At 63.5% G+C, this 23,662-nt stretch carries 21 protein-coding genes; 14 read left to right on the top strand and 7 right to left on the bottom strand.

Annotation, left to right across the window (positions count from 1 at the left end; genetic code table 11):
- Nucleotides 1-95: 95 nt before the first annotated feature.
- From I8N66_RS22555 to I8N66_RS22565, 3 genes are all read right to left on the bottom strand, one after another.
- Nucleotides 96-1,094, bottom strand: coding sequence for a DUF535 family protein (locus tag I8N66_RS22555; protein ID WP_291158053.1), 999 nt, complete (start codon nt 1,092-1,094; stop codon nt 96-98).
- 184 nt (nt 1,095-1,278) lie between these two features.
- On the bottom strand, nt 1,279-2,451 hold the full coding sequence (locus I8N66_RS22560; protein WP_113538563.1) for an ATP-binding protein: 1,173 nt from the start codon (nt 2,449-2,451) through the stop codon (nt 1,279-1,281).
- A complete protein-coding gene (locus I8N66_RS22565; protein ID WP_113538562.1) occupies nt 2,448-3,143 on the bottom strand; it encodes a response regulator in 696 nt (231 codons plus the stop codon). Before I8N66_RS22565 ends, I8N66_RS22560 begins: the two co-directional genes overlap by 4 nt.
- Nucleotides 3,144-3,460: 317 nt before the next feature.
- On the opposite strand from I8N66_RS22565, the gene I8N66_RS22570 reads away from it, so the two are divergent.
- Nucleotides 3,461-4,258 (top strand): phosphatase PAP2 family protein, encoded by a 798-nt coding sequence (locus I8N66_RS22570; RefSeq protein WP_291158057.1) that lies wholly within the window; start codon nt 3,461-3,463, stop codon nt 4,256-4,258.
- A gap of 26 nt (nt 4,259-4,284) precedes the next feature.
- Here I8N66_RS22570 and I8N66_RS22575 read toward each other — a convergent pair whose 3' ends face one another.
- Both I8N66_RS22575 and I8N66_RS22580 read right to left on the bottom strand, forming a co-directional pair.
- Nucleotides 4,285-6,378: an ATP-binding protein gene (locus I8N66_RS22575; protein WP_291158059.1), complete on the bottom strand. Its 2,094-nt coding sequence runs from the start codon at nt 6,376-6,378 to the stop codon at nt 4,285-4,287.
- Nucleotides 6,375-7,115 carry a response regulator transcription factor gene (locus tag I8N66_RS22580; protein ID WP_291158062.1) on the bottom strand — a complete coding sequence of 247 codons (741 nt, stop codon included), beginning with the start codon at nt 7,113-7,115 and terminating at the stop codon, nt 6,375-6,377. The genes I8N66_RS22575 and I8N66_RS22580 overlap by 4 nt, the downstream gene beginning before the upstream one ends.
- Nucleotides 7,116-7,332: 217 nt before the next feature.
- Here I8N66_RS22580 and I8N66_RS22585 point away from each other — a divergent pair, with 217 nt between their 5' ends.
- From I8N66_RS22585 to I8N66_RS22605, 5 genes are all read left to right on the top strand, one after another.
- Complete coding sequence (locus I8N66_RS22585) at nt 7,333-8,355, top strand: ABC transporter substrate-binding protein (protein WP_291158066.1); 1,023 nt, start codon at nt 7,333-7,335, stop codon at nt 8,353-8,355.
- A 175-nt stretch (nt 8,356-8,530) separates the two neighbouring features.
- Nucleotides 8,531-9,556, top strand: a complete 1,026-nt coding sequence (locus I8N66_RS22590; RefSeq protein ID WP_113538557.1) for an ABC transporter substrate-binding protein — start codon at nt 8,531-8,533, stop codon at nt 9,554-9,556.
- A 139-nt stretch (nt 9,557-9,695) separates the two neighbouring features.
- The gene (locus I8N66_RS22595; protein WP_291158069.1) at nt 9,696-11,930 is read left to right on the top strand and encodes an iron ABC transporter permease; all 2,235 of its coding nucleotides are present in this window, start codon (nt 9,696-9,698) and stop codon (nt 11,928-11,930) included.
- Nucleotides 11,927-13,000: an ABC transporter ATP-binding protein gene (locus I8N66_RS22600; RefSeq protein WP_291158071.1), complete on the top strand. Its 1,074-nt coding sequence runs from the start codon at nt 11,927-11,929 to the stop codon at nt 12,998-13,000. Before I8N66_RS22595 ends, I8N66_RS22600 begins: the two co-directional genes overlap by 4 nt.
- A 33-nt stretch (nt 13,001-13,033) precedes the next feature.
- A complete protein-coding gene (locus I8N66_RS22605) occupies nt 13,034-13,846 on the top strand; it encodes an inositol monophosphatase (protein WP_291158073.1) in 813 nt (270 codons plus the stop codon).
- Here the strand turns inward: I8N66_RS22605 and I8N66_RS22610 are convergent, their stop codons facing one another.
- Both I8N66_RS22610 and I8N66_RS22615 read right to left on the bottom strand, forming a co-directional pair.
- Complete coding sequence (locus I8N66_RS22610) at nt 13,847-14,632, bottom strand: slipin family protein (RefSeq protein WP_113538554.1); 786 nt, start codon at nt 14,630-14,632, stop codon at nt 13,847-13,849.
- A 54-nt stretch (nt 14,633-14,686) separates the two neighbouring features.
- Nucleotides 14,687-16,039, bottom strand: coding sequence for a nodulation protein NfeD (locus I8N66_RS22615; protein ID WP_291158076.1), 1,353 nt, complete (start codon nt 16,037-16,039; stop codon nt 14,687-14,689).
- Nucleotides 16,040-16,281: 242 nt separating this feature from the next.
- Between I8N66_RS22615 and I8N66_RS22620 the strand changes: the two genes are divergently transcribed.
- The 8 genes from I8N66_RS22620 to I8N66_RS22655 all read left to right on the top strand — a co-directional run.
- Complete coding sequence (locus I8N66_RS22620; RefSeq protein ID WP_291158080.1) at nt 16,282-16,971, top strand: DUF2161 family putative PD-(D/E)XK-type phosphodiesterase; 690 nt, start codon at nt 16,282-16,284, stop codon at nt 16,969-16,971.
- A gap of 19 nt (nt 16,972-16,990) precedes the next feature.
- Nucleotides 16,991-17,359 carry a YbaN family protein gene (locus I8N66_RS22625; protein WP_113538551.1) on the top strand — a complete coding sequence of 123 codons (369 nt, stop codon included), beginning with the start codon at nt 16,991-16,993 and terminating at the stop codon, nt 17,357-17,359.
- A gap of 443 nt (nt 17,360-17,802) precedes the next feature.
- On the top strand, nt 17,803-18,282 hold the full coding sequence (locus I8N66_RS22630; protein WP_291158084.1) for a GNAT family N-acetyltransferase: 480 nt from the start codon (nt 17,803-17,805) through the stop codon (nt 18,280-18,282).
- A gap of 23 nt (nt 18,283-18,305) precedes the next feature.
- On the top strand, nt 18,306-19,328 hold the full coding sequence (locus tag I8N66_RS22635) for a glycoside hydrolase family 3 N-terminal domain-containing protein (protein WP_291158087.1): 1,023 nt from the start codon (nt 18,306-18,308) through the stop codon (nt 19,326-19,328).
- A gap of 40 nt (nt 19,329-19,368) precedes the next feature.
- Entirely contained in the window at nt 19,369-21,018 is a 1,650-nt protein-coding gene (locus I8N66_RS22640) for an ABC transporter substrate-binding protein (protein ID WP_291158089.1), read from the top strand.
- A gap of 186 nt (nt 21,019-21,204) precedes the next feature.
- On the top strand, nt 21,205-22,182 hold the full coding sequence (locus tag I8N66_RS22645; protein WP_291158107.1) for an ABC transporter permease: 978 nt from the start codon (nt 21,205-21,207) through the stop codon (nt 22,180-22,182).
- Between the two features lies 1 nt (nt 22,183).
- Complete coding sequence (locus I8N66_RS22650) at nt 22,184-23,074, top strand: ABC transporter permease (protein ID WP_291158092.1); 891 nt, start codon at nt 22,184-22,186, stop codon at nt 23,072-23,074.
- The coding region (locus tag I8N66_RS22655) for an ABC transporter ATP-binding protein (RefSeq protein ID WP_291158095.1) at nt 23,071-23,662 on the top strand (592 nt) is incomplete at its 3' end. The genes I8N66_RS22650 and I8N66_RS22655, both read left to right, overlap by 4 nt.

The raw sequence follows: 23,662 nt of genomic DNA on the forward strand, positions 1-23,662 counted from the left end.
AATCTCCAAAATATACTTGATTCGAAAGACGCCACCCTACGTTGCGACCGTTGCCGTGGAAAGCTGGCGCATGCCCCGCGGGCACGCAGTTAGCATCAGTAGAACCATGCGCCGATATCGCGAAACGCCCTCTTGCTCTGGTCGCGCCGGTTGCCCTCGGGCGCGGCCTTGCCGTCTGCAATCGGGAGACAGAAGCCGAAGGGCTCGGACGGTACCCCGCCGCGATCGTACCAATAGCTGTCGAGATCGGCCCTCATCATCTTGCGCCGTTTGAGGCGACGACGGTTGATCACATGCTTTTCGTTCGAAACCGCATGGATAAGGGCCGCGTGCCCCTCCGCCACCAACCCCTGGAGAACGAGCAGTGCCGCATCCTTGGGGCGCAGACCGCCGAGATCGCGCGTTGCGGTGATCAGCGCTCGTTTCGCATCTTCGCCCTTCGGCCCCTGCATGCCGCCAATCGCAAGGCTGTAGGTATCCTCACCGCTACGCACGAAGATGAAGCCGACCGTGCAGAGCGCATAGTCGTCGCTCTGACGGCGAAGCCTGATCGCGAAGGCGCCCTCGTGGCGGGCACCGCAATGGTCTGCCAACTGCAGTTGGATGCGATAGTTCTCGCTGCGACCGGAAACCGTTCCCATCTCCAGTGTGCCCCCGCGCCAGAGCGCCATCAGCGAGCGGCGCGACAAGACCTCGCTCGCCACATCGAAATGATTGAGCAGCAGATCGAGCCGCTGCCCCGAAGACGCGCCGTGCAGGAAGAAGGTGGGGATCGATTTGCGCACGAGATCATCATGCGGCAGCCCCAAGCGATAGCGCTCACCGAACTCGCCGAGAAAGGCGATCCAGCGTGTCGTAAGCGCGGGGTGGCGTACAAACCGCATCGAAAAGACGATGGCCCGTTTCAGGCTCACCCTGAGGCCGAGCTTCAGGACGTGGCTCAGGATCGATACTTTGGCGCGCGGCCGCTCTCTGACGATCGTTCCGGGGAGCGAGCGCCCCGGAGACGATAGCGGCTCGCCGCCGAAGGTCGTGCTGTCTTGAACGGGCAACCGCAGATCCGCGCTGTATTCCTGCCTGATTTCCAGGGACATGGTGCAATCCTTGAGAGCAAACTCGCCGACTGGTTCGGCCAGCCTGGGTTTGCCCGGGGACTGTCAAGGATTTGCGGAGAAGCAGTCGGCAATTGAGCGCAGAACCTGCGAGCCTGACGCAGCCTCCGCAGAAACCGGCGCGCTTTCGCTCACGGCACCAAGAAACAGCCTGCCACGCCGGCCCTCAAGCCGGAATGGCGCGCGGCAGGACGATGGTGATGACGGCACCGCCACCGGCCCGGGATGCGAATTCCAGCCGTCCGCCATGCGCCTTGGCGATCGCCTGAACGACGGAAAGGCCGAGGCCGGTACCGCCTGTCGCCCGCGAGCGCGAGGCATCGCCACGCCAGAAAAGATCGATCGAGTGGGTCGAAACATCGTCCGGCAGCCCGGGACCGCGATCCAGCAATCGGATGAAGGCTTCATCCGTGCCGCGGCGTCCAGTCTCACACCGCAGCACGCCGCCACTTGCAGCGTAGCGTGTGGCGTTCTCGATCAGCGCCAGCAGCGCCTGACGCAGGCGCTGCGAATCTCCTGAGACCCGCACCGGCTCCAGCGCCGTCTCGACCGACATGCCGGCGGATCCGAGCAAGGTGCAGGACGCTCCGAGAACCTGGGTAGCCTCGGCAGCGAGATCGACCGATTGACACTGCGTGACCAGTTTCTGGCCCGCAGCGAGCGACAGGGTCCGCAAGTCCTCGACCAAGGCCGAAAGCCCCTCAACCTGCAGCAACAGTTGCTGCACCCTCTGCTGTTCCAGGGGAAAGACGCCGTCGGCCATCCCCTGAAGATTGCCCTGCAGGATCGTCAGCGGCGTGCGCAACTCGTGGGCCACCGCCATCGTGTTGAAACGCAACCTGTTCTCCATGTTCTCAAGCTCGGCCGCCAGTTCGTCAAAGGTCTTCACGAGCGTTGCCACCTCCTTGGCACCCTTGCGGATCGATCCGACACGCACGGCGAAATCGCCCGCCCTAAGGTTCTGCGTCGCCTGCGCCAGCACCTCGAGCGGACGGCTGATCTTGCGCGCCAGCCAATAGCCGACGAGCCCGCAAAAGGTCACCGCAGTCATTCCGAAGCCGAGAATGATCTTGTCCACCTCCCAGTTGGCCCACTCCTCGAGTTCCGGCATGGTCGAGAGCAATTTCTGCAGCGATTCCTGGCTCGGCAGCTTGCCGGCATTGAAATCGGTATAGGCCTGGGCCGCCTCGGGCGGCATCCGCTCCAGCAGTCTCGCCTCCAGACGCGGCTCCATGTAGTCGACGCCGGCATAGATGATGAACACGCTGATGATGAGCAGGACGATCGTCACCAGGGCCGTGAGGATGCCGAGCGGCAGGCGCGAGAGGCTGATCTTCATCTTGGCTCCACGAAGCGATAGCCGACACCGCGAACAGCACTGAAGAAACCGCTGGCGCCGAGATCCTCAAGCTTGCGCCTGAGATTGGCGATGTGGGTATCGACCGTGCGAGCCAGCGCGTCGCTGTCCGGCAGGCAGGCGTCGAGGATATCGGCGCGGTCGAAGGCATGTGTCGGCCGGCGGATCATGTGGGCGAGGATGCGGAATTCGCTGAGCGTCAGCGGCACCGAATGGCGGCGACCGCTTTTTTCGACGAAGGCGACGTGGGCGTCGAGATCGACCTCCACGTTTTCGAAGCGCAGCACCGTCGCGCCGGCGCCGTTGCGGGTGCGCCGAAGTACGGCGTTGACGCGCGCCACCACCTCCTGCGGGTTGAACGGCTTGACCACATAGTCGTCGGCCCCGAGCCTCAGGCCGGCCAGCCGGTCGAGGTCCTCGGCGAGCGCCGTAACCATGATAACCGGCGTGTTGCCTTCGCGGCGCAGGCGGGCAAGGACCTCGAAGCCATCGAGCTTCGGCATGCGCACGTCGAGCAGGACCAGGTCTGGCGACAGCACCGCATGATGCGTCAGTGCCGTTTCACCGTCGGCGGCGCGCACCGTCCGGAAGCCATCCCGCACGAGATAGGCGTCCAGGATCTGCGCTATCTCCGGCTCGTCCTCCGCCAGAAGGATGAGACCCTTGTCGACCATAAACCAACTCCCTGGCCCGATGTTGTGATCAGCAGCTTATGGGACGAATGGAACAGACATGCAATTCGTCCGGGCAGCGCCGTGGCCGCTTCGGCGGCCTTCCGGATAGAGCCCCCGACAAATCTCCGCCATTTCTTGACAATCGGCACCGGAGCGCAAGGGATGCCCATCGGCGATCGCCGCACACGATCAACCAAAAGGTGTATTCGACAACCCTTTTGCCCCGCGCGCCAAGAGCTCCCTGATCCTTCGCTTACCCTTGACAGAGCGGAGCAAATGTCCGGCCCGCACACACCGACAAACTGCGAGCGACCGGCATGTCTAGCCTTTTTCAATCCACGGCAATATCTGCAAACGGCATCCGACGGTTGCGCGCCAGCCCGGGTCTATGCGCCGGGCTAGCCCGTGCCCGCATGGAGGATCAGCCGATCGCCGTTGCCGGCGCGCTGACCATTTGCGCGGCTTTCGTCTTCATGGCCTTTCCCGGCATGGACCTCGTCGTCTCGCGCTGGGCGGCCTCCGCAGCGGGTGACTTTCCGCTTTCCCGCGAGCCCGCGCTGCGCGCACTTCGCGACTTCAATCGCCTCCTGCCGTATTTCATCCTGCCCTGCGTCCTGTCCCTATTGGTCGTTCAGGCACTCACACCGCGTCCGCGGTTATTGCGTCCGCACAAGGCACTGTTCTTCCTTACATTCTATGCTCTCGGTCCGGGCCTCCTGATCCAGGCATTCAAGCGGCTGATCGGCCGCGCCCGTCCCTACGACATCACGGACTTCGGCGGCAGTCTGCCGTTCACGCCCGCCTGGCAGGTCTCAAGCGCCTGCTCGCGCAGCTGCTCCTTTGCTTCTGGCGAGTCCGCAACAGCGATCGCCCTCATAGCGCTTGCCCTGCTTCTGCCTGTTCATTGGCGCCTTGCGACGATCGTCGCTCTCATCCCGTTGATCCTTGCCTTCTCACTCAACCGCATCGTGTTTGGCGCACACTTCCTCTCCGACGTCGTGCTCGCCTGGCTGATAATGCTATGGCTGATGACCTGGCTCTGGTCTGTCTTCACCGACAATGGCGAGCGCATCGATGCCGCCGTCCAGCGGCTCTGGCGGCGGCGAAATCGATAGGCTGCCAACCGACTCTTGAAGCCGTTTCAGCTCGGAAAAACCAGCTCGACGGTCGTTCCCCTCCCCGGCTGGGAGAGGATACGGGCGTCGCCTCCGCTTTGCCGGACGAAGCCGTAGACGACCGCGAGGCCGAGGCCGGCCCCACCCTCCTCGTCACGCGTGGTGAAATAGGGCTCGAACGCCTTGTCCGCCGCTTCCGGCGACATGCCGATGCCATCGTCGGTGACGGAGACGACGACATCCTCATCCGCGCTGACGGCGCGGATGAGGATCGTTCCGCCGAGCGGCATGGCGGCGGCGGCATTGAGGCAGAGATTGAGGATCGCCTGCTCGAACAGTGCGGCATCGAGATGCACATTGGGCAGGTCGTCGGCGATCTCGAAGGCCAGGCGGCATTTCTCGCCGACGGCGATTTCCAACACGTCGGCCATCCCACGCAACACCGCGCCAACCTCCAGCGCGCCCGGCTGGATCGGGTGCTGGCTGCCGATGGACAACATGCTCGAGGCAAGCGAACGTCCACGATCGGCCGCCTTGCGGATGCGGGCGATGTGGCGCTTCTGCCGATCGTTGAAACCCGTATCCCGCTCCAGGAGCCCCAGACTGCCGGTGATGATGCCGATCATGTTGCCGACTTCGTGGCTTACCTGGTGCGTCATGCGCATGATGCCATCGAGGCGTTGGGCCTTGGCCGCTTCGGCCTCCTGCCGATCCATGTCGGTGACATCCCGCGCCAGCAGCACGATGCCGCGATCCGGCTGCCGCGACAGCGAGACCTCCGTCACACGGCCGGCGTCGGAGCGATGCCTGAGCACGAGCCGGTCACCAAGCGTGCCCGCGTCGCGATCGGCAGGCAGCAACGCCGGATCGATCTCGGGCATCGGGCTCACGAAGTTGCGCAGCGGCAGCTTCCGCGCCGAACCCGGCCAACCGACGAGCTCCATGACACGCCGGTTCATCGTGATCGGCCTGCCGCTCGGATCGAAGAGTGCAATGCCCTCGTTCATGTTGCGGAAGGTGGAGCGAATGGTACGCGCCGCCGCCTCCGCCGTACGGCGAAGCCGCGACACGCGCTCGACGCTTTCGCGGAACGCACTGAAGGCCTCCAACAGCTGGACGAACTCCGTTTCCGATCCCTTGTAGGTCGGTGGGTCGACGTCCCGGCGGCCCTCGGCCAATGCATTCATGCCGTTGGACAGCGAGACGATGCCGCGCGACACGCGCATGACTGAACGAATGGAGAAGATCGCCATGACCAGCACGAGAAGTGCGGCAACGGCGACGATGACGAGCAGGCGGCTAAGCGCGTCGGAGGTGGAAACGAGATCGTCGTTGAGGGCGCGGGCGACGGCCTCGCTCTGTGTTTCCGTCGCATGCGAGAGGTCACGCGAGACGGTGTGCAACCGCGCGACGGCGGCGCGAATGGCAAACATTTCCAGGAGATAGCGGGTCTGCGCTTCAAACACCCGTTCATAGGGCGCAATCTCCGCTGCGGAAATGCGGACGTCAGGCGCGGCATGTTCGAGGCGCGGCGAGGTCTCTGCAACGTAGCGCCGGCGCAACTCGCCGAGCTGAAACAGGCTGTCGGAATTGGACGCCGATTGCACGATCGCATTGAGCCGGCGACGGAAGTCTGCATCGGCCATGCCGTTACCGGTCGCGATCTCGCCGAGCGCCGCGGCCGCTTCAGCCTTGTGCTGCTGGGCCGACTCCGCGTCGCCCGCCAACGTCATCGTCTGCGTGCGGATCGTCTCCAGGAGTTCGATGATATGGGCGCTCGCAAAACCTTTGACGGCCGCATCGCCGTTGTGCGGCGCCATGGCGCGCAACAGCGCATCGACCTGGGCAACCACCGAGCGGCTTTCGCTCGAAACCCGATAGGGCGAAGTGGCGTTCATCAGGAACGGCGCGCTCGACACGAGGTCGGAAACCTGGCGCGACACGAGCGAAGCCCGCGCAAGGCTGGAAAACGCCTGCAGCCCATAGGCCGCCATCTCGTCTCGCGCGCGCTGCAGGCCGAAGACCGCGACGGTCGCCAGGCCGAAGACGAGCACGCAGATGAAAACGATCGCGAAGGGCAGCCGGAAGGCGATCGACGAGAGAAACGGGCGAATGATCACGGCTTCGGCTCGCGATCGTCGGTATCGAGCACGTAGCCTTTGCCGCGCCGCGTCTTGATGTGGCGCGGCAGATCCGGGTTGCGTTCGATCTTGCGCCGGAGCCGCAGCACGAGCACATCGACGTTGCGGTCGATGTAGCGGTCGCTTTCGGCGCCGAGACGATCGAGGATCTGCGCGCGGTCGACGGGCATGTTCGGCGTCTCCGCCAGGATTTCGAGCAGCGCGAACTCGGCGCTCGTCAGCGACCTCGAGGGATCGGTCAGGCAAACCGCCCGACGGCTCCTGAGGTCGATCGACCAGTCACCGAGTTTCAGCGATGTCGGCTCGTGTTCGCGTTCGCTTTCCCGCTCCGGCTTGAGCGACGGATAGGTCCGTCGGAGAACGGCCTTAATGCGTGCCGTCAGTTCGATCGGCTCGAACGGCTTGACGACATAATCGTCCGCCGCCGTCTCCAGTCCCAGCACCCGGTCGGCAGCACTGCCTGCCGCCGTCACCATGACGATGCCGATATTGGTTCGGGCCCGCAGCCGCTGCGCAAAAGTGCGGCCCGAAGTGCCCGGCAGGTTATGGTCGACAAGCACGAGATGCACCGCCTCGCGCGCCAGAACATTGGCTGCCGCCTCTGCCGACGGCGCGGTCAGCGGCTGCCAACCCTCCGCTTCCACCAGATCGGAAATGAGCTCCGCCATGTCCGGATCGTCCTCGACGATCAGAATCCGTATCCTCTCACTCAGCATGCACGTCCTCCCGCCCCCATCATAGGCGGGGCCGTTCCAATGTTCAAAGCAGCTCACATTATGTGATTTGTCATATTTGTAATCTGTGTAATTTTGAAACGGCGCGGAGCACCCGAGGCTGTAAGAACGGTAACCATTCTCCGATTGCGACAGGCGGGGAATATCGACATCCTGACTGCGGAGATTGGGACGGAAGCGTTCCAAATGGGAGGACATCGTGAGAGGCATTACCGCTATCGGTGCGGGCGTGGCCCTGTGGCTGTGCACCGCCACCACAGGCCTGACGGCGCCGGCACTCACCGTGTTGTGCGGTGTCGACGAGGCGTGGTGCGCCACGATGAAGACGGCGTTCGAAACGAAGTCCGGCCTCGAAATCTCGATGACGCGCAGGAGCACAGGCGACATTCTCAACCAGTTGCGCGCCGAGAAAGATGCACCGACCGTCGATGTCTGGTGGGGCGGCACGGGCGACACCCATCTGCAGGCCGGATCCGAAAACCTGCTTCAACCCTACCAGCCGGCGCATGAACACGACATGTTGCCCTGGGCTCAGAACTTCTTCGCCATATCTGGCGGCCGATCGGCGGGCATCTACGCCGGAGCGCTCGGTTTCGCCTATAACGCCGATCTTCTGCATGCACTGAAGTTGCCGGCGCCGACCTGCTGGAAGGACCTCGCCGACAAGGCGTATCGCGGTCGCATCCGCAGCGGCAACCCGAGCTCCTCCGGCACCGCCTTTACCACGCTTGCGACACTGGTTCAGCTCTTCGGCGAAGATGAAGCCTTCCGCTTCCTCGTGGCGCTCAATCGCAACATCGACCAGTACACGACCGCCGGTTCTGCGCCTGTGAAAGCGGCAGCGCGCGGAGAAACGCTGATCGGCATTTCGTTCATGCACGATGCCGTCACCCAAAAACAGGCAGGCTCACCGCTCGTCATCGTCGCCCCCTGCGAGGGGACCGGCTATGAGATCGGCGCCGTCAGCATCGTCAAGGGCGCGCGTCATCTGGACGCGGCGAAAAGCTTCGTCGACTTCGCGCTCAGTCCGGAAGGCCAGGGCACGGGTGCTGCCTCCGGCCAGAACCAGGTGCCGTCCAATGCGCGCTCGAGCCTGCCGCTCGCCGCACCTGATATCTCGATGATCAAAATGGTGGACTACGACTTCGCCACCTTCGGCTCGCCGGAAGAACGAAGTCGCTTGCTCAAAAGGTTCGACGCGGAGATCGCCGCGACGAACTGACCGCCGAATAAACTGGAGCGGGACGCAGGCGAAGGATCGCGCAGATCTTCCCCCTATCCCGCTCTGGCAAAACCACAAAACCGAAATCGTGAACGTGCCGCCCGGTGGGCAGGCCGATGGCCGCGCCGTGTCTCGTTCAGACCAGTTTCAAAACAGGCAACAGGAGGATGCCCCAATGAAAACGACAACCCTTTCCCTCATGCTCTTCGCGGGGACGGCGCTTACCGCCCTGCCGGCCCAGGCTGCCGGCAGCCTCAACCTCATCTGCTCCGCGGACGTGGTGATCTGCGAGCAGATGACCGGCGATTTCCAGAAGGAAACCGGCATCAAGGTCAACATGGTTCGCCTGTCTTCGGGCGAGACCTATGCCAAGATCCGTGCGGAGGCGCGCAACCCGAAGACCGATATCTGGTGGGCCGGCACCGGCGACCCGCATCTGCAGGCGGCCTCCGACGGCCTGACGCTCGAATACAAGTCGCCCATGCTGGACCAGCTCCAGGATTGGGCGAAGAAGCAGGCTGAAGGCTCCGGCTATCGCACCGTCGGTGTTTATGCCGGCGCACTCGGCTGGGGCTACAACACCGAGATCTTCACGAAGAAAGGCCTGAAAGAGCCGAAATGCTGGGCCGACCTGCTCGACGCCTCGCTGAAGGGTGAGATCCAGATGGCCAACCCGAATTCTTCCGGCACCGCCTATACCGCGCTTGCCTCGCTGGTGCAGATCATGGGCGAGGACCAGGCCTTCGATTATCTGAAGAAGCTCAACGGCAACATCGCGCAGTACACCAAGTCCGGCTCGGCGCCGGTGAAGGCGGCCGCACGCGGCGAAGCCGGCCTCGGCATTGTCTTCATGCACGACGCAGTGGCGCAGACTGCCGAAGGCTTCCCGGTCAAGTCGATCGCGCCTTGCGAAGGCACCGGCTACGAGATCGGCTCGATGTCGATCATCCGCGGCGCCAAGAACCTGGACAATGCCAAGGCCTGGTACGACTGGGCGCTGAAGCCCGAGGTCCAGTCGCGCATGAAGGACGCCAAGTCCTTCCAGCTGCCGTCCAACAAGTCGGCCGAAGTGCCGAAGGAAGCACCGAAGTTCGAGGACATCAAGCTGATCGACTACGACTTCGCCACCTTCGGCGACGCCGAGAAGCGCAAGGCTCTGCTTGAGCGTTGGGATCGCGAAGTCGGCGCTACCGCCAACTGATAGCGACCTGAACGGCGCGGCCGGATGATCGATCCGGCCGCGCCGCCCAACGGTCCCAACCGTCGTTCATCGCTTCCGGCAGGCGCCGCGGCGATGCGATGCCACATCATCTTTCATTTCAAATTGCGCGAGGACCGTCATGGAACATCGCAACCGCAGGCTCGACCTCACGCTCGGGCTCGGACTGGCCGCATTCTTGGCGGTCCCCTGGTATCGCATCGAAGGCGGCTTCTTCGGCCTCGGCTGGCTTGCCGACTTCCCGGGAGATCCGGCCGTTGCCCCCGGCCTGATGCAGATCTTCGCCCATGGTAAGCCGTGGCTGATCGTGGCGCTGGTGCTGCTCGGCATCTGCGCTGCAGCACGCTTTGTCCGCGATCCCGCCCACCGCGGGCTTCTGCTTGCCATCGCTGGCGCAACCGGCGTCCTCTATCTCGCCCTCCAGGGGCTCGCGATCGGCTTCACCGGCTGGACCTGGACGATCAGCGAGACCCTGTTCGGGCCACTTTTGGACGGTCAGCCGTCGATGGGCGCGGGTTCCGTGCTTCTGGCACTTGCCTTCATTCTGATGTTCGCCTTCGGACTTGCCGAGCGCGGCGTGCTGAAGGGCGACGCCTTCATCGTGGCGGCGATTTCCCTGCTCGTTGCCCTCGTGATCGTCTTCGTCTTCTACCCGGTCGGCAGCATGTTTGCCGCGTCCGTCCAGGATTTCGATGGTTCGTTCAAGCCGGACGGGTTCATCCGCAACATCCAGGACGCCTCGATCTGGAGTTTGAGCTGCGTCGTCGGCGAGGGCCGCTGCGGCGTCGCCTGGCGAACCCTGTGGCTGGCGCTGATGACCGCATCCGGCTCGACGCTGCTCGGCCTTGCCTTCGCGCTTGTCGCCACCCGCACCCGCTTCCCCTTCAAGAAGGGCATGCGGCTTCTGACGGTGCTGCCGATCATCACGCCGCCCTTCGTCATCGGCCTGGCGCTGACCCTGCTCTTCGGCCGCGCCGGCGTCGTCACCGAGTTTCTCTCGGACGCCTTTGGTATCGAGCCCGGCCGCTGGCTCTATGGCCTGACGGGCATCTGGATCGCTCAGGTCCTTTCCTTCACGCCGATCTCCTTCCTCGTGCTGATCGGTGTCGTCGAAGGCGTCAGCCCGTCGATGGAAGAAGCGTCGCAGACGTTGCGCGCCGATCGCTGGCGCACCTTCTGGAACGTTTCGCTGCCACTGATGAAACCCGGCCTCGCCAACGCCTTCCTCATCGGCTTCATCGAAAGCATGGCAGATTTCGGTAATCCGCTGGTGCTCGGCGGCAGCCACGGCGTGCTCTCGACCGAAATCTTCTTTGCCGTCGTCGGCGCGCAGAACGATCCGTCCCGCGCGGCGGTTCTGGCAATCATCCTGCTCTGCTTCACGCTTTCGGCCTTCCTGGCGCAGCGCTACTGGCTCGCCGGCAAGAATTATTCGACCGTGACCGGCAAGGGTGACTCCGGTGCCCACAGCGCACTACCACGCTCCATCTCGATCGGCGTCCACGCGATCGTCATCCCCTGGATGATCTTCACCGTCGTCGTCTACGGCATGATCCTCTTCGGCGGGTTCGTGAAAACCTGGGGCCTCGACAATTCGCTGACGCTCGACCACTACGCCAAGGCCTTCTCGATCTCCTTTGCCGACGGCGCGATCGCCTGGACCGGCGTTGCCTGGAACTCCTTCTGGACGACCATGGAGATCTCGCTGATCGCAGCTCCGTTGACGGCGCTGGTGGGGCTGCTCACGGCCTATCTCATTGTGCGCCAGCGCTTTGCCGGCCGCGGCGTCTTCGAGTTCGCACTGATGCTGAGCTTCGCCATCCCCGGCACGGTCATCGGCATCAGCTACATCATCGCCTTCAACCTGCCGCCGCTCGAAATGACCGGCACGGCGCTGATCCTCGTTGCCTGCTTTGTCTTCCGCAACATGCCGGTCGGCGTACGCGGCGGGATTGCGGCCATGAGCCAGCTCGACAAGAGCCTCGACGAGGCATCGCTGACACTTCGGGCAACGAGCTTCCGCACGCTGCGCAAGGTCATCCTGCCGCTTTTGAGGCCGGCCATCGTCGCTGCCCTCGTCTATTCCTTCGTCCGGGCGATCACCTCGATCAGCGCCGTCGTCTTCCTCGTCAGCGCCGAATACAACATGGCAACCGCCTACATCGTCGGCCTTGTCGAAAACGGCGAGTTCGGCGTGGCGATCGCCTACTCCTCGGCCCTCATCCTGGTGATGATCACCGTCATCACCGGCCTGCAACTCCTCGTCGGCGAACGCAAGCTGAGGCGCGAAAACCGCGTCCTCGGCGCCGCTCCGGCCCGTTCGTCCAACACCATCTCCCAGGAGAAAACCGCATGAGCACCCACACGAACACCCCGCGCACCGGCTCGGTCGTCTTCCAGAACGTGCGCAAGCAGTTCGGCAGCTTCACCGCCATCCACGACCTGTCGCTCACCATCGAGCCGGGTACGCTCGTGACCCTGCTCGGCCCCTCCGGCTGTGGCAAGACGACGACGCTGCGCATGCTCGCAGGCCTCGAACACCCGTCCGCCGGCCGGATCCTGATCGGCGGCAAGGACGTGACCATGCTGCCGGCCAACGAACGCGACGTCTCCATGGTCTTCCAGTCCTATGCGCTGTTCCCGCATATGTCGGCGCTCGACAATGTCGCTTACGGGCTGGAATCCTCGGGGATCAAGAAGAAGGAAGCCCGCGAGCGTGCAGAGGAAGGCCTGCAGCTCGTCGGCCTCGGCGGTCTCGGCCAGCGGCTCCCGGCCGAACTTTCGGGCGGCCAGCAGCAGCGCGTCGCTGTTGCCCGCGCGCTCGTGCTCGAACCGCAGGTGCTGCTGCTCGACGAGCCGCTCTCCAACCTCGACGCGCGGCTACGCCGCAAGGTGCGCACCGAAATCCGCGAGTTGCAGCAGCGCCTCGGCTTTACCGCCGTCTACGTCACCCACGACCAGGACGAGGCACTTGCGGTTTCCGATCGCATCATCGTCATGAAGGATGGCGCGATCGCACAGCAAGGCGCGCCGCGCGACCTCTATGAGGCGCCCGCCTCCACTTTCATCGCCGACTTCATGGGCGAGGCCAACGTGCTGCCCTGCGAAGTGACAGCGGCTGACGCCGGTCAGGCAACGATCCGCATCGGCGGCTTCGAACACCGCCTGCCCTCGCGGAACGCGCGTCCCGGCCCGTCGAAGCTGGCGGTGCGGCCGAATGCGGTGACGCTGACGCCGGCCAAGGGTGCTGCCCTTTCCGGCACGATCAGCAGCGCCGCCTATCTCGGCGGCCATGTCGAATACGAGGTCGAAACGGCAACCGGCCTCCTGTTTGTTGTCGATCAGGCGGTCGAGGAAATGCTATCTCCAGCAACGGAGGTCGCGATCGGTTTTCGCAACCGCGGCCTGGCTTTGATTGACGCATGACTTTTTACAACTGGATACGAGAAGGACACTTGCATGACTGCTGAAATTGCCGGCCTCGACGCCCGGTTCGCGCTTGCCAAATCCATGGCCGAGGAGGCCGGCCGGCTCGCCTTCGACTACTTCCTGAAGCGTGAAACGCTCGTCATCGAAACCAAGCGCGACGCGCACGACGTCGTGTCGATCGCCGACCGCAACGTCGAGACGCTGATCCGCGACAAGATCGCCGCCGCGTTTCCTGACGATGGCGTGCTCGGCGAGGAGCACGGTCTTCTCGACGGCACATCCGGATTCACGTGGGTACTCGATCCGATCGACGGCACCACGCCCTTCGTCAACGGCATGCCTAACTGGTGCGTCTCGATCGCCGTCGTGTATGCGGAAAAGCCCGTGATCGGCGTGATCCATTCACCCTGCCATCAGGAACTCTACGCCGCCGCAGCGGGCAAGGGCGCAACGCTGAACGGAAAACCGCTTCGTCTCGATGGCACACGCACGATCCGCAACGCCGTCACCGGGCTTGGCGCAAACGATCAGGTGAAACCTGGCGAGATGGGCGCCATCGTCGAGCGCTTGCTCTCGAACGGCGGCAACTTCATGCGCAACGGTTCCGGCGCACTGATGATCGCCTATGTGGCGGCAGGTCGCCTCGTCGGTTACTACGAACCCTACATGCATGCCTGGGACTGCCTTGGCGGCTATTGCCTGGTGACGGAAGCCGGCGGCTGGACGCTGCCCTTCCCGACGCGCGGCGAGGCGCTGACGCATTGGGCACCGGTGTTGGCGGCAGCTCCTGGTGCCGTCGACGACCTGCTGAAGGTCGCCCAGCTTGACCGGGCAGCAGCCTGATCACCCCTGGGTCGAGCCGGTCGGCTTGTCGGGTTTGAAGCCCAGCAGACCGCCGAGCTCCATCGGGAACGGGAAGATGACGGTTGAGTTCTTCTCGCCGGCAATGACGTTCAACGTGCTCAGATAGCGCAACTGCATGGCCTGAGGCTGCCGCGACAGGATCTCGGCGGCCTCGAGCAGCTTGGTAGCCGCCTGCTGCTCGCCCTCGGCATTGATCACCTTGGCGCGCCGTTCGCGCTCCGCTTCGGCCTGGCGGGCAATCGCCCGGACCATACTCTCGTTGATATCGACATGCTTGATTTCCACGGTCGCCACCTTGATGCCCCACGCATCCGTCTGGCTGTCGAGGATCTTTTGAATATCGTCGTTCAACCGGTCGCGCTCGGCCAGCATCTCGTCGAGATCATGTTTGCCGAGCACGGAACGCAGGGTGGTCTGCGCCAACTGGCTGGTCGCCATCATGAAATCCTCGACCTGGATCGTCGATTTCTCGGCGTCGATCACCCGAAAATAGATTACGGCGCTGACGCGAACCGAAACGTTGTCATGGGAAATGACGTCCTGGCTCGGCACGTCCAGCACCCGGGTCCTGAGATCGACCCGCACCATCTGCTGCACATAGGGCACCAACAGTATCAAGCCCGGCCCCTTGACGCCGGTGAACCGGCCAAGAGTGAAAACCACGCCGCGCTCGTATTCGCGCAGGATCCGGATCGAATAGGCGATGACGAGAATGATAAGCACCAGCAACGCGGCAAAAGGAGCAAGGCTCCCGAACATGTCCATGACCATTCCTCCATTCCGGGCGCTTTAACCGGGGCCCTCACCGGATCCGCAGTGCTATGCCTTTTGCCCGTCGCGGATCACTTCGAGCGTCAGTCCGTTCCGCCCGATGACCTTCACATTCTCGCCTCTCGTCAGCGTTTCCGTGCTGACGGCCTGCCAGCGCTCGCCGTGGGCGTAGACGTAGCCGCCGGCCCCCGTCCAGCTATCGACCGTACCGGCGAGGCCGATCATCTGTTCGCCGCCGGTCACCACCGCATGACGGCGCGAGCTGAAAGCGAGCCTTGCGACCAAAAGACTGAAGCCGAGGCTTGCAACCGCAAGCGCTGCCAGCACGGACCAGGAGACCGCGAAACCCGGCGTATCCGTGTCGAAGAGGATGGCCGCGCCTAGGACCAGTGCGAAACTGCCGCCGGCGCCGAGCACGCCGAAGGAAGGCGAATGCGCCTCGGCGACCATCAATCCGATCCCGAGCAGGATCAGCCCGATGCCGGCAAAGCTGACAGGCAGCACCGAGAGCGCGTAGAGCCCGAGCAGCAGACTGATACCGCCGATCGTGCCCGGCGCCACCGACCCCGGAGACAGGAACTCGAAGATCAGACCATAGATGCCGATCATCATCAGAATGACCGCGATATTGGGATCGGTGATCACCGTAAGCAGCCGGGTGCGCCAGTCGGGCACGAAGTCTTCGGTTGCAAGTCCCGCCGTATCGAGCACGATCTCCCGCTGACCCGCATGCACGGTCCTGCCGTTTGCCTGTTTCAAGAGATCGGCGATCGTGTTGGCGGTAAAATCGACGACCTTTTCCTGAACAGCCGCTTCGGCTGAGAGGCTCGCAGCCTCGCGCACCGCCTTTTCGGCCCAATCGACATTGCGCCCCCGCAACTCCGCCAGCCCGCGGATATAGGCCACGGCATCATTGACCATTTTCGCCTCGGCAGCGCTCTGCGCCGGCGGCTGTTTGTCGCCGTCCTTGCCGGTATCGCCGTCCTTACCCTGACCGAACATGTCGCCGCCGATCGCAATCGGCGTCGCAGCGCCGAGGTTCGTACCCGGCGCCATGGCTGCGATATGGCTGGCATAGAGGATATAGGTGCCGGCGCTCGCTGCACGCGCGCCGCTCGGCGCCACGTAGCTCGCCACGGGCACCGGGGAAGAGAGGATCGCGCGAATGATCTCACGCATCGAGATGTCGAGACCGCCAGGCGTATCCATCTGCAGAACCACCAGCGGAAGGCGTCGCTCTTCTGCCTTCGTCAGCCCGCGCCTGACATACTCGGCCGTCGCCGGGCCAATGGCGCCGTTGATATGTAGCACCAAGGCGACCCGATCGTTTTCGGCCCGCGACGAAGCTGGAAACGCGAAGGACGAGATCAGAACAAACAACAGCGTGAGGATTCGCAACATCCGTCGTCAAAACCTCGCATGCCCGACGCCTCCGAGGAGGACGCCCATGCAAGCATCATAGCACAACACAAGGTTAGGACGAAGCGAGGTTGCTACTGCATCGGCGGGCTCCGCAGAGCAATGAAGTCAGCCCGCTTTGTCGCTGCGACGTGATGACAAGTCCGGTGATCGGGGTTATCTGCTCACAACGACGTTTCACTGCTTGAGCCTCCCCGATTTCGACAAGAACAGGATTCCCGGGTTTGGAGACGACCCTCTATCAACCGATCAAGACCTTCCTCGAAACCCGCGGCTACAGCGTCAAGGGCGAGATCGGCGGCTGCGATATGGTTGCGCTCAGCGATGACGAGCCGCCGCTCGTCGTCATCTGCGAGCTCAAGCTGAGCTTCAATCTCGAGTTGATCTTGCAGGCCGTAGACCGCGCCACTGCCGGCGACGAGGTGTGGATCGCCGCCCGCGTGTCGGCCAAGGGGAAGGGGCGCGAAAGCGATCGCCGCTTCCGCGATCTTTGCCGCAGGCTTGGGTTCGGCATGCTATCGGTTGCCGACAACGGCATGGTCGACGTCATTCTTGCGGCCTCCGCAATATTGCCACGCAAGAACAACCGGAAGCGGTCGCGCCTGATCAGCGAGCACCGCCGCCGCAAGGGTGATCCGACCGCCGGCGGCGCCACGCGCTCACCAATCATGACCGCCTATCGGCAGCAGGCCCTGGCCTGTGCAGCGGCCCTGCAGAACGGTGAGCTACGCCCACGCGACCTTCGTGCCGTGGCGCCCGATGCCGCCAAGATCCTGCTCAGCAACGTCTATGGCTGGTTCGAGCGGATCGACCGTGGCATCTACGCCCTGACGGAGGTGGGGGCCGAGGCGCTTCGCCGCTGGCCGCCGAGCGAAACGTCCACGACGGCGTCGGTCGAGACTTCCGAAGCATGACGCTCACCGGAGCTAGCGCATGAATCCCGCCCTTCGCATCCTCTGTCTTTGCCTGGCGTGGCTGATGGTTGGGCTGGGTGTCGTCGGGGCTTTTCTACCCGTCCTGCCGACGACCCCGTTCCTGCTTCTGGCGGCAGGGCTCTTCGCCCGCGCATCGCCACGATTGGAGCAATGGCTGCTCAACCATCGCGTCTTCGGGACTTCACTGCGGCTCTGGCGTGAAAGGGGAGCAATCTCCAAACGCGCGAAAACCGGAGCGGTGGGCCTGATGGCCGCAAGCTTCGGCCTCTTCTTTTTTCTCGGCAATCCCAGCCTGACGCTGGCCGTCATCGTTGCGGCGGCGATGGCGCTTCCCGCGCTGTTCATTCTGACGCGTCCCGCAGAATAGCCATGCAGGCGACAAGCAGGAAAACGATACTTTTCTTCTCAAGAAATACTTGGTCGCGCTCGAAATTGGAGAATTATTCTTAAGCGTACACTTTATGAGCGCATGAATATCGATACTTAGTGTTTTTGTAAATCAAGATATATTTCGAACAACTCAAGAACAAAGTTGTACAAACGTGCAATTTCGAGGGGCGACACGCTCTGCTCTCTCTTCCAGCCGCCTCTCTTCCACCCCCACCGCCGCAGCCACGCAACCGAGAGAGACCGGATTTCGCCCCCATTGCTGCGGTCTCCGGGGCGCTTCATCAGCCGATGTCTGAGGGCGCGAAAAGAAGATAGCGCCCCGAAACTGACGATTGGCGATTGACAAGCCGGGCGGGTTGGCTCCATCTATTGCATTACAAAGGCAGCAATTCCTTAATAAGGGAATATGTGGAGGAGCATATGCCTGACATGCTGGTGAGCTTGTATTCGCCGATCCTCGGTGAACTCAAGCGCAGAACCGAAACCGACAAGGTGACGATCCGTCCCGCCTTGCCGCCGGAAATGGGCCTGGTCGTCGACTGGGTGCGCGAGAATTTCAGCGAAAACTGGGCAAGTGAGGTGACTGTCGCCTTCACACGCCGACCGGTCGCCTGCCTCATCGCGGTCGATGACGGCAAGCTCGTCGGCTTTGCCTGCTATGACACGACGGCGCCAGGCTTCTTCGGTCCGACGGGCGTCGATCCCGTAGCCCGGGGCAACGGCATCGGCGTCGCCCTGCTATCCGGCTGCCTCGACACCATGAAGACGCTCGGCCACGCCTATGCCTTCATCGGCGACGCGGGCCCCGTCGATTTCTACGCAAAGACCGTCGGCGCCGTGCCGATCCCCGCCCCCGACAAGGGGATCTACCAGGGCATGCTGCGTCGCCCTTCCAAGTAATTTCCATTTATCGGAGCCTCCCAATGTCCTCGACCCCGCTTGCCCTCTTCGTCGGCCTTCCGAACCCCACGCTGTCGGACGACGAATTCGCGCTGTTCCGCGAAACCAACCCGCTCGGCCTCTTCGTCGGCCGCCGCAACCTGCGCGAACCCGGCCAGGTGAAGGTGCTGATCGAGCGTTTCCGCGAAGCGGTCGGCCGCGAAGATGCACCCGTCTTCACCGACCAGGAAGGCGGCCGCGTCCAGCATCTCGACGCCGGTCCCTGGCCGCTGTTCCGTTCTTTCGGCGAATTCGCCGAACTTGCACGCCACGATTTTGCCCTCGGCAAGAAGGCGCTGCGCCTGTCGAGCCAGGCCATGGGCACGATGATGAGCGAGCTTGGCCTGACGAGCGGCTGCTCGCCGGTGCTCGACCTCGTCTTCTCAACGACGAGCTCCGTCATCGGCGCCCGCGCCTTCGGCGCCGACCCGGACTTCATTGCAGCACTCGGCCGCGAAGTGGTCGACGGCCTGCTCGAGACCGGCAACATGCCGATCATGAAGCACATTCCCGGCCACGGCCGCGCGACGCTCGATTCACACAAGGAGCGCCCGGTCGTCGACGCCTCGCGCGAATTGCTGACATCCACCGACTTCAAGCCCTTCGTTGCCCTGCGCGACACGCCCTGGGCGATGGTCGCCCACGTCGTCTACTCGGCCTTCGACAAGGAACTGCCGGCGTCGATCTCGCCGATCATGCACGACGTCATCCGCAACAACATGGGCTATGACGGTGTCCTCATCTCCGATTGCATCTTCATGGAATCGCTGCGCGGCACCCTGCCGGAGCGCGTTCGCCAGGTGCTCGATGCCGGCTTCGACATCGCGCTCCACAGCCACGGCGATCTCGCTGAAAGCGAAGCGGCAGCCAAGGCCGCGAGCCCGCTGACCGCCGCCGCCCAGAAACGCATCGACGCCGGAAAAGCCCGCCTGGGCACGCTGAAGGTCGACGTGCGCGCCGTGCATGCGGAAGTCGAGGACATGTTCAACAGCGCCCTCGTCGCCTGACCGAAAAAAGAAATCCCAGCGATCTAAAAGGGGAACTACCGTGAAAAAATCGCTTCTCGGCGCAGCCACAGCGCTCGCCCTCATCGCCGGCCCGGCCGCGGCACAGACCGTGCTGACGGCCAATATCGAGCCGGCGACCACCTGGGTTCGCAACTTCAACCCGTTCAACCAGACGTCGGCGCGCCAGAGCACGCTCGATTTCATCTATGAGCCGCTCGTCGTCTTCAATCGCTTCGACGACAACAAACCGGTCTTCCGCTTGGCCGAGAGCTTCAAGCTCTCGGACGACCTGAAGTCGATCGAGTTCAAGCTGCGGGCGAACCTGAAGTGGTCGGATGGCAAGCCGCTGACGGCGACCGACGTCAAGTTCACCTACGACTACCTGAAGAAGTTCCCGGCGCTCGATTTCGTCAGCATCTGGACCTTCATCACCGGCGTCGAAGCGGTCGATGCCCAGACCGTACGGTTCACCCTCGCCAATCCGAGCTCGCTCGCCGCCGAACAGCTGGCGCAGCTGCCGATCGTTCCCGAGCACGTCTGGAAGGACGTCGCCGAGCCGGTGACCTTCGCCAACGAAACGCCTGTCGGCAGCGGTCCGCTGACCGAGATCCCGCGCTTCACCGGCCAGACCTACGACCAGTGCCGCAACCCGCATTACTGGGACGCCGCAACGCTGAAGATCGATTGCGTGCGCTTCCCGCAGCTCGCCGACAACAACCAGATCCTGACGGCGACCGCGTCGGGCACGCTCGACTGGGGCGTCTCCTTCATTCCGGATATCGAGAACGTCTACGTCGCCAAGGATCCGGAGCACTTCCATTTCTGGTATTCGCCGAGCAGCATGGTCGCCTTCCTGTTCAACCAGGAAACCGCGAACGAAAACAACCGCAAGGCCTTCAACGACGTGAAGTTCCGCCGCGCCGCCTCGATGGCGCTCGACCGCGGCACCATGGTCGACGTCGCCGGCTACGGCTACCCGACGCTCAACGAAGACCCGGCCGGCATGGGCGAGCTCTACAAGAGCTGGGCCGATCCGTCGGTCGCGGCTGATTTCGGCAAGTACGGCAAGTACGACGCCGATGCCGCCAAGGCGCTGCTCGACGAGGCCGGCTATGCAGACAAGGACGGCGACGGCTTCCGCGACAACCCCGACGGCAGCAAGATCTCGTTCTCGATCATCGTTCCAAGCTCCTGGACCGACTGGATCGATACCGTGACGATCGCCGTCGAGGGCCTGCAGGCCGTCGGCCTCGACGCCAAGATCGAAACGCCCGAGGAAGCGGTCTGGACCGGCAACCTCATCAACGGCACCTTCGACGCGGCGATCAACAGCCTGCCGGCATCGGCCTCGCCCTACTATCCCTACAAGCGCGCCTTCAGCGCGTCGGACAAGGGCAAGACCCGCTTCACGTCGCAGCGCTGGTTCAATCCGGAAGTCGAAGCACTGCTGACCGAGTTCACCCAGACCGCCGATCCTGCCAAGCAGAAGGAAGCGATGAACAAGGCGCAGCGCATCGTTGCCGAGAACATGCCTGTCATGCCGGTGTTCAACAACCCGAACTGGTACCAGTACAACACCAAGCGCTTCAAAGGCTGGGCGACGGCGGAAAACCCCTTCGTCAACCCGTCGATCACCCGCAACAACCCGGCGCGTCTCCTGCACCTGCTGGCACTCGAGCCGGTGAAGTAACCCGAATCTGAGGCGTGGCGTTCTCTCCATTTAGCAGGAGTGCGCCACGCCCGGATCCGGCATCCCCGGCGGGCGATGATCGCCCGCCTTGGTTCGTCCGGTCTCCAACCCGGAACGGACCGCGACAAGAAGACAGCCCTGCCGCCTGACGCCCTCTTGCGGCAGCCGCAGTCGATGGAGTTCCCGATGGCCTTTCTGCTTCGCCGCCTCTGCTTCTATCTGGCGGCCTTCGTTGCGGCGGCGACGATCAATTTCTTCCTGCCGCGGCTGATGCCCGGCGATCCGGTGCAGATCATGTTTTCGAGCGCTGGCGCCGAATTGCCGCCCGAAAGCCTGCAGGCCCTGAAACTGACCTTCGGCTTCGTCGATGGACCGCTCTGGCAGCAGTACCTCACCTATCTCGGCAGCATCTTCAGCGGCGATCTCGGCCGCTCGATCAAGTATTTCCCGCTGCCGGTGACCACGGTTCTGGGCAACGCGCTGGTGTGGACCGTCGGTCTGATGGGAACCGCCACCATCGTCAGCTTCGCGCTCGGCACCTTCCTCGGCATTCTCGCGGCCTGGCGGCGCGGCAGCCCGTTCGACGTCGTCGTTTCCGTCGGCGCGATCTTCGCGACCTCGGTTCCGGCCGTGGTCACCTCGCTGATCGTCGTTTTCACCTTCGGCTTCACGCTCGGCTGGTTCCCGACCGGCTATGCCGCCGACCCGGCGCTCGATCCGGCCTTCACGCTCGAATATATCGGCAGCCTGCTCTATCACGGCATCCTGCCGATGCTGACGCTCTGTGCCGTTCTGACCGGCGGCTTCGCAGTGACCATGCGCAACAACATGATCAACCTGCTCGGCGAAGACTATATCGTCATGGCCCGCGCCAAGGGCCTTTCCGATACCCGCGTCATGCTCTGGTATGCCGCGCGCAATGCCCTGCTGCCGACCGTGTCGAGCCTTGCGATCGCCATCGGCACGGTGCTTGGCGGTTCGCTGGTGACCGAGGTGGTGTTCAACTATCCGGGCCTCGGCAACATCCTCTACCAGGCGATCCTCGCCCGCGATTACCCCGTCATCCAGGGACAACTCTTGATCATGACCGCCACCATGCTCGTCGCCAACTTCGTCGTCGATGTCAGCTATGTGCTGCTCGACCCGCGTCTGAAGAGGGCCTGAGATGAAGACCTCCTCCTTCCCGCTCATTCATAACCGCAAGGCCATGGTCGGAGTGCTGATCGTCGCCTTCATCTTGGCTGTCGCGATCGCCGCTCCCTTGCTGACCTCCTACGACCCGAGCGCCCGCGTCGGCCGCCCGCACCAGGCGCCATCGCTTCAGCATTGGCTCGGCACCACGCGCATCGGCCAGGACGTCTTCACCCGTCTCCTCTACGGCGCACGCACCTCGCTTGCCGTCGGCTTCGGCGCCGGGCTTCTGATCACTGCCGTCGGCACCGCGCTCGGCATTATCGCCGGCTATCGCGGCGGCAAGACCGACGAGGTCATCAGCTTCTTCACAAACATGGTTCTCGTCGTCCCGAACCTGCCTCTTCTCCTGGTCCTTGCAGCCTTCATTGGCCAGGCGAGCCCGTGGGTCATCGCACTTATTCTCGGCTGCACCTCCTGGGCCTGGGGCGCCCGCGTCACCCGCGCCGAGACACTCTCCGTCAAGCAGAAGGACTATGTGAAATCCGCCGAGATGATGGGCGAGCCACGCTGGCGCATCATGAGCTTCGAGATCTTCCCCAACCTCATCTCGATCGTCGGCATCAACTTCATCGGCAGCGTGATCTTCGCGATCATCACCCAGGCGACGCTGGAGTTCCTTGGCCTCGGCGATCCCAAGGTCGTTTCCTGGGGCACGATGCTCTATGGCGCGCAGAAGGCATCCGCCCTTTCGGTCGGCGCCTGGTGGGACATCCTGACGCCCTGCTTCGCGCTCGCCTTCCTCGGCATCGGCCTGTCGCTGCTCAACTTCGCCGTCGACGAGATCGCCAATCCGCGGCTTCGCACCGGCAACCGGCTCGGCCGCTGGTCCGCACTCATCCGCTCCGGGGAGGGCCGCCTGTGACCGCACCTTTGCTTTCGGTCAAAAACCTGACCATTGACTACATTGGCGAGACCAACGACTTCCGCGCCGTCGACGACGTCAGCTTCGACGTTGCCCCCGGCGAAGTCTTCGGCCTTGCCGGCGAATCCGGCTGCGGCAAGAGCACGATCGCGTTTGCCATCAGCCGTCTGCACAAACCGCCGGCACTGATCCGCAAGGAAAGCGCCATCCTGCTCGACGGCCGCAACGTGCTCGATCTCGACCAGAAGGACCTGGCCGACTTTCGCTGGCGCGAAGTGGCGATGGTGTTCCAGAGCGCAATGAACTCGCTGAACCCGGTGTTGCGCATCGAGCAGCAGTTCTACGACGTGCTGAGGACGCACAAGCGCATCACCCGCGCGCAAGCGCGCGAACGCACCGCCGAGATGCTCAAGCTTGTCGATATTTCACCCGACCGCATGCGCGACTATCCGCATCAGTTTTCCGGCGGCATGCGCCAACGCATCGTCATCGCCATCTGCCTGGCGCTCAATCCGCGCCTGATCGTTATGGACGAACCGACGACGGCGCTCGACGTGGTCGTTCAGCGGGAAATCCTACAGCGGATCA

This window comes from Ensifer sp. SSB1, from assembly GCF_016652895.1.
Classification (GTDB): Bacteria; Pseudomonadota; Alphaproteobacteria; order Rhizobiales; family Rhizobiaceae; genus Ensifer.

What these genes read in the sequence shown, in the direction of transcription:
- I8N66_RS22555 (WP_291158053.1), bottom strand. Translation starts at nt 1,094, where the DNA reads ATGTCCCTGGAAATCAGGCAGGAATACAGCGCGGATCTGCGGTTGCCC.
- I8N66_RS22560 (WP_113538563.1), bottom strand. Translation starts at nt 2,451, where the DNA reads ATGAAGATCAGCCTCTCGCGCCTGCCGCTCGGCATCCTCACGGCCCTG.
- I8N66_RS22565 (WP_113538562.1), bottom strand. Translation starts at nt 3,143, where the DNA reads ATGGTCGACAAGGGTCTCATCCTTCTGGCGGAGGACGAGCCGGAGATA.
- I8N66_RS22570 (WP_291158057.1), top strand. Translation starts at nt 3,461, where the DNA reads ATGTCTAGCCTTTTTCAATCCACGGCAATATCTGCAAACGGCATCCGA.
- I8N66_RS22580 (WP_291158062.1), bottom strand. Translation starts at nt 7,115, where the DNA reads ATGCTGAGTGAGAGGATACGGATTCTGATCGTCGAGGACGATCCGGAC.
- I8N66_RS22590 (WP_113538557.1), top strand. Translation starts at nt 8,531, where the DNA reads ATGAAAACGACAACCCTTTCCCTCATGCTCTTCGCGGGGACGGCGCTT.
- I8N66_RS22595 (WP_291158069.1), top strand. Translation starts at nt 9,696, where the DNA reads ATGGAACATCGCAACCGCAGGCTCGACCTCACGCTCGGGCTCGGACTG.
- I8N66_RS22600 (WP_291158071.1), top strand. Translation starts at nt 11,927, where the DNA reads ATGAGCACCCACACGAACACCCCGCGCACCGGCTCGGTCGTCTTCCAG.
- I8N66_RS22605 (WP_291158073.1), top strand. Translation starts at nt 13,034, where the DNA reads ATGACTGCTGAAATTGCCGGCCTCGACGCCCGGTTCGCGCTTGCCAAA.
- I8N66_RS22610 (WP_113538554.1), bottom strand. Translation starts at nt 14,632, where the DNA reads ATGGACATGTTCGGGAGCCTTGCTCCTTTTGCCGCGTTGCTGGTGCTT.
- I8N66_RS22615 (WP_291158076.1), bottom strand. Translation starts at nt 16,039, where the DNA reads ATGTTGCGAATCCTCACGCTGTTGTTTGTTCTGATCTCGTCCTTCGCG.
- I8N66_RS22625 (WP_113538551.1), top strand. Translation starts at nt 16,991, where the DNA reads ATGAATCCCGCCCTTCGCATCCTCTGTCTTTGCCTGGCGTGGCTGATG.
- I8N66_RS22630 (WP_291158084.1), top strand. Translation starts at nt 17,803, where the DNA reads ATGCCTGACATGCTGGTGAGCTTGTATTCGCCGATCCTCGGTGAACTC.
- I8N66_RS22635 (WP_291158087.1), top strand. Translation starts at nt 18,306, where the DNA reads ATGTCCTCGACCCCGCTTGCCCTCTTCGTCGGCCTTCCGAACCCCACG.
- I8N66_RS22645 (WP_291158107.1), top strand. Translation starts at nt 21,205, where the DNA reads ATGGCCTTTCTGCTTCGCCGCCTCTGCTTCTATCTGGCGGCCTTCGTT.
- I8N66_RS22650 (WP_291158092.1), top strand. Translation starts at nt 22,184, where the DNA reads ATGAAGACCTCCTCCTTCCCGCTCATTCATAACCGCAAGGCCATGGTC.